Consider the following 8,670-nt stretch of genomic DNA (forward strand, 5'->3'; position numbering starts at 1 on the left):
ACACCACGATGGCCACGTTGTACGGCATCGAGGCTTCGGTATTGGTCCAGCCCCAGTCAGCGACCAGACCCTTTTTGATCACACTCCAGGCATACAGCACGCCGATGGTGAGGTTGATACAGGTACCGGCGACAAGAACGCCGACGGCCTTATTCATTTTGCTCATAAAAATCTCTTAGACGGATAGGTTTCACCCGTGCCACGCTATGCAAGAGGCGTATGGGCAACGCAGAGAGCCCGCAGCACCGGCTGCCGGCTGAAAGCCGGCAATTTGAAGCCGCGGATTTTACCCACCGTCATACGTTTGCGCAACGTAATATTACTGTTTTCTAAAGCATTTTCCATTTCGCATAAAAAATTTGTATATTAAAACCTAATTGCAAACCTTAAGCCATAAGCGGCTGCGATCCGCGTGCTTATCTGCATGGTTTTCTTTGCTCCTTAAATATCACACTGGGGACATTCGCTATTTTTCGATAAAAACAGCTCATAACAGCGACTTAGCCACCAGTACGGGAGTGTGTTGCCTATGCCGACGCCATGCCAGCCAGACTTTTTCATGCAGGAAATAGGCCACGGTGTTGACCAAAGGCTCGACCACGGCCAGCAAGCCGGCCAGCGCCAGGCTGCCGGTGAGCAGCCAGCCCAGTACGAAGGCCACCATAAAATGGCAGGCGGCAAAAGTGGCCGTCTTCGCCAGCGCCAGATGGCGTAGCGGTGTGCGGGCCACGATACGGTCCCAAGCCCGGTCATGAAAATGATAGGTCACGGTATTGGCCAAGGGTTCAGCCAATGCCATCGCACCGGAAATAGCCAGACTGCCGGTCAGGGCGTAAGCGACACCAAATGCCACACTAAAGTGGCAGGCGGCAAAAGTCAGGGTCTTGGTCATGGCATCTATCCGGTCGAAGTTTCAAACCGATGATAGGCATTGCCATGTAATAGATAAAATTGATTGTCACTAACAATCAGATAGCCTTAGCCAGCATAGACTCCGGCCAGCAAATGCAATGCACCGGCCATCCGCAATCAGTGACTGTAGGTGGCCTGCAGCAGGCTCACACCTTCTGATCCATATCCAGCGACGGCATTCCCACCGTCGCCTGCGCCACAATGCGCGCCGGCACGCCGGCGACCGTAGTATGTGGCGGCACATCTTCCAGCACCACGCTGCCTGCGCCGACCTTGGCACATTCGCCGACGCGGATATTGCCGAGGATGGCGGCACCCGCACCTATCATCACCCCGTCGCCGATCTTGGGGTGGCGATCGCCGCGCTCCTTGCCCGAGCCGCCCAGCGTGACGCCGTGCAGCATGGAGACATTGTTGCCGATGACCGCCGTTTCACCGACCACCACGCCGGTGCCATGGTCCAGCATCACGCCCTCGCCGATGCGCGCCGCCGGATGGATGTCGGCGCCCAGCACTTCGGAGATACGGTTCTGCAGGAAATAAGCCATGGTCTTGCGCCCCTGCTGCCACAGCCAGTGGGTGACACGCTGGCTCTGGATGGCATGGAAGCCCTTGAAGTACAACAAGGGCATCGAATAGCTGTCGCAGGCCGGATCGCGCTCGAAACAGGCGGTGATATCGGCGCGCATCGCGCGGCTGATGGTGTCGTCGGCTGACAGCGCCTCGTGGAACAACTCCATCAAGGCGCGCGCGTCCATTACCGGGCTGGCAAGCTTGCTGGACAAGTGAAAGGCCAGTACATCCTCAAGCGAGGTATGACGCAGCACCGTCATGTGCAAAAAGCTGGCCAAGAGAGGTTCGTCACGTGCGGCCGCTGCAGTTTCATTGAGGATGGCCTGCCACAGGGCATCGCCGCTGGTCTCGTTCATTACCGGATGGCTTTCTTTGGTCTGAATTGGGCGGCAGGCGGCTGCCTGCGCCATCAAATAGACAGGGAATACACCCGAACTGCTCCCGGCGCAAGCCGGACGGCAGTTCGGGCTTCGCTTACATCAACACCACGTCAAACTGTTCCTGCGTATAGGTATACTCCACCGACAGCGACACCGGCTTGCCAATGAAATCGATCAGCATGGCCAGGCTCTGCGACTCCTCATCCAGAAACATGTCGATGACAGGCTGCGAGGCGAGGATGCGGAAACCCTTGGCATCAAACTTGCGCGCCTCGCGCACGATTTCGCGCTGAATCTCGTAACACACCGTCTGTGCCGTCTTGATCTGGCCGCGCCCCTGACAAGTCGGGCACGGCTCGCACAGGATATGCGACAGGCTCTCGCGCGTGCGCTTACGCGTAATTTCTACCAGACCGAGGCTGGTAAAGCCGTTGAGCGTGACGCGGGTGCGGTCGCGCGCCATGGCTTTAGCCAGCTCCATCAGCACCGCCTGCTTATGCTCCTCGTTATCCATATCGATAAAGTCGACGATGATGATACCGCCCATATTGCGCAACCGCAGCTGGCGCGCAATGGCGTGGGTCGCCTCCATATTGGTCTTGAAGATGGTTTCGTCGAAGTTGCGCGTGCCGACAAAACCGCCGGTATTGAGGTCTATGGTCGTCATCGCCTCGGTCTGGTCGACAATCAGGTAGCCGCCAAACTTGAGGTTGACGCGGCGCGCCAGTGCGCGCTCGATCTCGGCCTCGATGCCGTGCAGCTCGAACAGCGGGCGGTTGCCGCTATAGCGTTCTATCTTGCTGACTGCCAGCTGCACATACTGCTCGGCAAACTCGACCATGCGTTCGTAGTTTTCGGTCGAGTCGACGATGATGGAGTTGGTATGGTCACTGACCATATCGCGCAATACGCGTACCGCCAATGGCAGGTCTTCATACAGTATGCTTTTGGCCGGCAGTGTCTGCGACTTGTGACGGATATCGCCCCACAGCTTGGACAGATACTCGATATCGGCCGACAGCTCGGCATTACTGGCCCCTTCGGCACTGGTACGCACGATGTAGCCGCGGGGGGTACCCTCCGGCACCAGGTTTTCCATGCGTGCCTTCAGGCTGTGACGCTCGGACTCGCTTTCTATCTTCTGCGAGATACCGATATGCTCATCCTGCGGCAGATGCACCAGAAAACGGCCGGCCAGCGAAATCTGCGTCGACAGCCGTGCGCCCTTGGTATTGATCGGGTCCTTGATCACCTGCACCAGCACGGTCTGGCCCTCGAACAGCATGCGCTCGATGCGCTGCGGCTCGGCCGGATGCTGGCGCTGCTCCAGTACATCGGCGATATGCAAAAAAGCCGCCCGCTCCAGACCGATCTCGATAAAGGCACTCTGCATGCCCGGCAGTACACGCTTGACCTGACCCAGATAGATATTGCCGACGATGCCGCGGCTGGCCGCACGTTCGATATGCAGTTCCTGAACCACCGAGTCTTCCAGCACCGCAACCCGGGTCTCTTGCGGGGTAATGTTGACCAGAATCTGTTCCTGCGGGCGCACAAAGTCGCGCGGCAGGGTAATGGATTGATGCAGCATGGTGGCCGCCCTCAAGGAAAGGTAAAGCCGAATTCAGCCAATAACGCTGCCGTCTCGAACAAAGGCAAGCCCATCACACCGGTGAAGCTGCCATTGATGCGCGACACAAACACCGCCGCATGACCCTGGATACCGTAAGCACCCGCCTTGTCGAATGGCTCTCCGCTGGCGATATAGCGTTCGATATCGCCAGCGGAGAGCTCGCGAAAGCTCACTTCGGTCACACAGCTTGCGATGCGTACCCTGTCATCCTGACGGATGGCCACGCTGGTCACCACCTGATGGCTGCGCCCGGAAAAGGCACGCAACATGCGCGCCGCGTCGGCGGCATCGGCAGGCTTGCCGAAGATCTCGCCTTCCAGCACCACGGTGGTATCGGCCGACAGCAAGGGGCGGGACGGCAAGCCGCAGCGCTGAACGACAGCCCAACCGGCGGCAGCCTTGGCCGCAGCCAGACGCTCGGTGTAGGCGATGGCCTCCTCGCCGGGCAGTACACTCTCGTCGATGTCGGCGTGTATACGCTCGAAAACGACGCCCAGTTGTTGCAGCAACTCGCGCCGGCGCGGGCTGCCGGAAGCCAGATAAATGCGGGTATCAGATGTGGTCATGGCGTAACCGGACAATATATTGAATTGTCACAAGGTTACCAGACGGGAGGAGCGGGGAATAGGGACTTGCGGGAACCGGGAACCGGATCACTGATCCCGGTTCCCGTCTTACTGGACAATCAGGCCAGACGGCCGTGGCACTGCTTGTACTTGTTGCCCGAGCCGCATGGGCACGGGTCGTTGCGGCCGATACGCAGGCCTTGTGCCGCCAGCATCTCCGGCGAGTACGGATTGTCTTCATCCGCACCGCCCAGTGCCGAGCCCGGCTCCTGATGGTTCAGCGACATGCCTGCCACCTCGCGCGGCGCCACGGCATCGGCATCGGCGGCGCTATTGACCTGTACCGTCATCAGCACGCCGACCACGCTTTTCTTGATGCGCTCCAGCATATCGCCGAACAGCTCGAATGCCTCGCGCTTGTACTCCTGCTTCGGGTTCTTCTGCGCATAACCACGCAGGTGAATGCCCTGACGCAGGTGATCCATGGCCGCCAGATGCTCGCGCCAGTGGTTGTCCAGCATCTGCAGCACCAAAGAGCGCTCGAACTGGCGCATCACGCCGTCGCCCGCCAGCTCGACCTTGGCCAGATAGCTGTCTTCGGCCAGCTTGAGCACACGCTCCTTGATCTGCAAAATATCCAGTGTCGGTTCGGCCAGCAGCCAGTCGGCTATCGGGGCCTGCAGCTGATATTCGCCTTCCAGCGCGGCTTCCAGCCCCGGAATATCCCACTGCTCTTCCATCGACTCCGGCGGCAGATGAAGATCGACCAGATCGGCGATCACGCCTTCACGCATATGGGTCACGATGGCGGAAACGTCGTCGTCTTCCAGAATTTCGTTGCGCTGGCCGTAAATCACCTTGCGCTGGTCGTTGGCGACGTCATCGTACTCCAGCAACTGCTTGCGGATGTCGAAGTTGCGGCCTTCGACCTTGCGCTGCGCGTTCTCGATGGAACGGCTCACCCACGGGTGCTCGATCGCCTCGCCTTCCGGCATCTTCAGCTTTTCCATGATGGCGCCTACGCGCTCGGAGGCGAAGATACGCAGCAGCGGGTCTTCCAGCGACAGGTAGAAGCGGCTGGAGCCGGCATCGCCCTGACGGCCGGAACGGCCGCGCAGCTGGTTGTCGATACGGCGCGATTCGTGACGCTCGGTGCCGATGATGTGCAGGCCGCCAGCGGCCAGTACTGCGTCGTGGCGCAACTGCCACTCGGCGCGGATGGCCGCGATGCGGGCCGCTTTTTCGTCGGCCGACAAGCTGTCGTCGGTTTCGACCGCCTTGATTTCCGGCTCGGGGTTGCCCCCCAATACGATGTCGGTACCGCGACCTGCCATATTGGTGGCAACGGTAATGATGCCGGCACGGCCGGCCTGCACGATGATGTCGGCTTCGCGGGCATGTTCCTTGGCATTGAGCACATTGTGCGCAATACCGGCCTTGCTCAGCATGGTGTCGATCAGCTCGGAGTTCTCGATGCTGGTCGTCCCCACCAGTGCCGGCTGGCCGCGCTCTACGCAATCCTTGATATCGGCAATGATCGCGTCGTACTTTTCCTTATTGGTGCGGTAGACCTTGTCCTGCGTATCCTTGCGCACCATAGGCTTATTGGTCGGTACCACAACGGTTTCCAGGCCGTAAATCTGCTGGAATTCATAAGCCTCGGTGTCGGCAGTACCGGTCATGCCCGACAGCTTGCCGTACAGGCGGAAGTAGTTCTGGAAGGTAATGGAAGCCAGCGTCTGGTTCTCGCGGTTGACCGCTACACCTTCCTTGGCTTCGACCGCCTGGTGCAGGCCTTCGCTCCAGCGGCGGCCCGGCATCAGACGGCCGGTAAACTCGTCGACGATCACGACTTCGTCATCCTGCACTACATAGTGCTGGTCTTTGTGGAACAGGGCAAAACCCTTGAGCGCCGCCATCAGGTGGTGCATCAGCGTGATGTTGGCGGCCGAATACAGGCTGTCGCCTTCCTTGAGCAGCCCCAGCTGTTCGAGGATTTCCTCGCAATGTACATGACCGGCTTCGGACAACATCACCGAATGCGCCTTCTCGTCGACCCAGTAGTCGCCCTCGCCATCTTCCACTTCCTGACGCTTGAGCATGGCCGGCACCACATTCATGCGGCGGTACATATCGATATTGTCTTCGGCAGGGCCGGAAATGATCAGCGGGGTACGCGCCTCGTCGATCAGAATCGAGTCCACTTCGTCGACCACGGCAAAGCTCAGCTTCTTCTGCACCTTCTCGCCGGTAGCGAACACCATATTGTCGCGCAGGTAATCGAAACCGAATTCGTTGTTGGTGCCGTAGGTGATATCCGAGGTATAGGCCTGCTGCTTGGCGTCATGCGGCATCTGGCTGAGGTTGACCCCCACGCTCATGCCGAGGAAGTTGTACAGCTTGGCCATGATGGAAGCGTCGCGGCTGGCCAGATAGTCATTGACGGTAATCACGTGCACGCCGTTACCGGTCAGTGCATTCAGATACACCGGCAGGGTCGCCACCAGCGTCTTGCCTTCACCGGTACGCATTTCGGCGATATTGCCATCATGCAGCACCATGCCGCCAACCAGCTGCACATCGAAGTGGCGCATGCCCAGCACGCGGCGGCTGGCTTCGCGGCAAACGGCAAACGCCTCCGGCAACAGCTTGGCCAGTGTCTCGCCAGCAGCGACACGCTGCTTGAATTCTGCGGTTTTGCCCGCCAATGCCTCGTCAGACAGCGCACGCATTCCCTCTTCTAGGGCATTGATGCGCGCCACTTCCTGACGATACTGCTTGATCAGCCGGTCATTGCGGCTGCCGAATACTTTTTTGAGTAGCGTCGAAATCATTGAGTGATCCACAAGGCCTAGCGGGCCGGAAAAATGCAGTCGAGTTTAGCACATGCGTAAGCAAGGTTTATGGGGGCATCGTTGCGATGTATCAAGTCTTGCCATCATCAGGATAAAAAACGACAACAAACTGGCCGGGTCATGCCTTTTAGCATGCCCAGCTTAAGATCACCGCCAGCGCCATGATCGCGTAGAATGACGGGCCGTCACCTCACTTGATCGCCCGCCTCATGAGCAGCCAGCGCTTCCAGGATTTTGCCCGCCAGAATAATGCCCTGTCCCGGCTCACCGCCGAGGCCGGTGCTCTGCTGGCGCTGGATGCCGCCTTCCAGAAACTGCTGCCGGCCGAACTGGCCGGGCAATGCCGCGCGGTGCGTATCCGCGACGAAGAGCTGGTACTGTTTGCCGACAACGGCATGGTTGGTGCACGCCTGCGCATGCTGGGCAACAGCCTGCTGCCCGCGCTTGCGCGTCAGGGCTATATCGCCCAGCGTAGCCGGGTGCGGATTGCCCCGCAGTATCACACCGTGGTCCAGCCCAAGACCCTGCACATAGGTGCACAAGGCATTGCCGCCATCGAGCAGGCGGCGCAGACGCTGGATCACCCCGATCTGGCCCGCGCACTAGCCCGACTGGCCCTGCACCAGAAGCAGCGCACGCAAGACTGAGCCTGCTGCCGGCCTTCATCCATCCTATCTGCCATCTATTGATTTGGCACAAGCCAAGCCAGTGTATGTGTGTCGTAACATGCAAGTAAGATAGCGATAAAGCGCTATAAATTATTTTTCATGGATACCGCACAATGCGCCTGCTTGCCAATCTCAAGATCTCCACCCGTCTGTACGGCAGCTTCGCACTGGTCGTTGCGCTGCTGCTCGGCGCAGGACTTGCCACCTATAGTGCGCTCTCGGCCGTGCGCACCCAGTTGCACGATATCCGCGACCTCAACCAGCCCATCCTCGAGCTGGCCAGTCACATGCAAGTCAACCAGCTCGAGCAGCGCCTTGCCCTGCGCATGCTGCTGACCGCTCCCGCCGGATCGCAGGCGCAGGCGCTCGAGCAGGAAGTACAGCGGCTGGAGCGGGCGTACGGCGAACTCGAACAGCAGCTGAAGGACGTGTTCGACAACCCCAAGGTATTGCCGCGCGAGCACGAGCTGGCCGCTACCGCCAGTGCACTGGGGGCGAAGTCCGACCAGCTGACCGCACGCATGCGCGAGGCGTCCAGGCTCGGCAACCACGCCGAAGCGGAAGCGCTGGTCAGGGTCGACCTCGCCAAGATCAACACCGGATGGCAAAAGGCCTTACAGGAGCTGGCCACCATCGCCGTACAGACGACCGACGAAGACACCGAACGCGGCGCCCGGCAGATCGACACCGCGCTGTGGGTGCTCGCCGCCAGCATAGTGCTGGCGGTCGGGCTGAGCATCATCGTCGGCACTTTGCTGGTGCGTTCGATCATGCGCCCACTGGACGAGGCCGTTGCCACCGCCGACGCACTGGCCGAGGGCAACCTTGCGCGGCCGATCACGATCAGCCGCGACGACGAGTTGGGGCAGATGCTCGCCGCGCTCAGGGACAGCGTCGGCAAGCTCGCCGCGACGCTGCGCTCGGTGCAGCGGGCAAGCAACGGCGCGGTCGGCATGGTCGAAGAGCTCGCCAGTGCCGCCCAGCAAGTACATATCGCCAGCAACAAGCAATCGGAAGCCGCCAGCGCCAGTGCCAGCGCGGTCGAACAGCTGACGGTCAGCATCGCTAGCGTGGCGGATGCCA

The 8,670-nt window shown here is 60.0% G+C and carries 7 protein-coding genes; 2 read left to right on the forward strand and 5 right to left on the reverse strand.

Translation table 11 applies throughout. The annotated features are described in order from the left end of the window. Positions 1 to 487: 487 nt before the first annotated feature. The 5 genes from ACRC1E_RS09905 to secA form a co-directional block, all read right to left on the reverse strand. Complete coding sequence (locus ACRC1E_RS09905) at positions 488 to 892, reverse strand: DUF2061 domain-containing protein (RefSeq protein ID WP_438514932.1); 405 nt, start codon at positions 890 to 892, stop codon at positions 488 to 490. Positions 893 to 1,058: 166 nt separating this feature from the next. Continuing rightward, on the reverse strand, positions 1,059 to 1,841 hold the full coding sequence (cysE, locus tag ACRC1E_RS09910) for a serine O-acetyltransferase (protein WP_438514933.1): 783 nt from the start codon (positions 1,839 to 1,841) through the stop codon (positions 1,059 to 1,061). A 118-nt stretch (positions 1,842 to 1,959) separates the two neighbouring features. Continuing rightward, positions 1,960 to 3,456: a ribonuclease G gene (gene rng / locus ACRC1E_RS09915; protein ID WP_438514934.1), complete on the reverse strand. Its 1,497-nt coding sequence runs from the start codon at positions 3,454 to 3,456 to the stop codon at positions 1,960 to 1,962. A gap of 11 nt (positions 3,457 to 3,467) precedes the next feature. Continuing rightward, positions 3,468 to 4,064 carry a Maf family protein gene (locus ACRC1E_RS09920; RefSeq protein ID WP_438514935.1) on the reverse strand — a complete coding sequence of 199 codons (597 nt, stop codon included), beginning with the start codon at positions 4,062 to 4,064 and terminating at the stop codon, positions 3,468 to 3,470. Positions 4,065 to 4,183: 119 nt separating this feature from the next. Then, on the reverse strand, positions 4,184 to 6,898 hold the full coding sequence (gene secA, locus ACRC1E_RS09925; protein WP_438514936.1) for a preprotein translocase subunit SecA: 2,715 nt from the start codon (positions 6,896 to 6,898) through the stop codon (positions 4,184 to 4,186). A 230-nt stretch (positions 6,899 to 7,128) separates the two neighbouring features. Here secA and ACRC1E_RS09930 point away from each other — a divergent pair, with 230 nt between their 5' ends. Together ACRC1E_RS09930 and ACRC1E_RS09935 are read left to right on the forward strand one after the other, a co-directional pair. After that, a complete protein-coding gene (locus ACRC1E_RS09930; RefSeq protein ID WP_438514937.1) occupies positions 7,129 to 7,566 on the forward strand; it encodes a DciA family protein in 438 nt (145 codons plus the stop codon). 134 nt (positions 7,567 to 7,700) lie between these two features. Then, positions 7,701 to 8,670, forward strand: a 970-nt coding sequence (locus ACRC1E_RS09935; RefSeq protein WP_438514938.1) for a HAMP domain-containing protein, incomplete at its 3' end; no start/stop codon positions are given.

The organism is Craterilacuibacter sp. (assembly GCF_051659485.1).
In the GTDB taxonomy this organism is placed as follows: domain Bacteria; phylum Pseudomonadota; class Gammaproteobacteria; order Burkholderiales; family Chromobacteriaceae; genus Craterilacuibacter.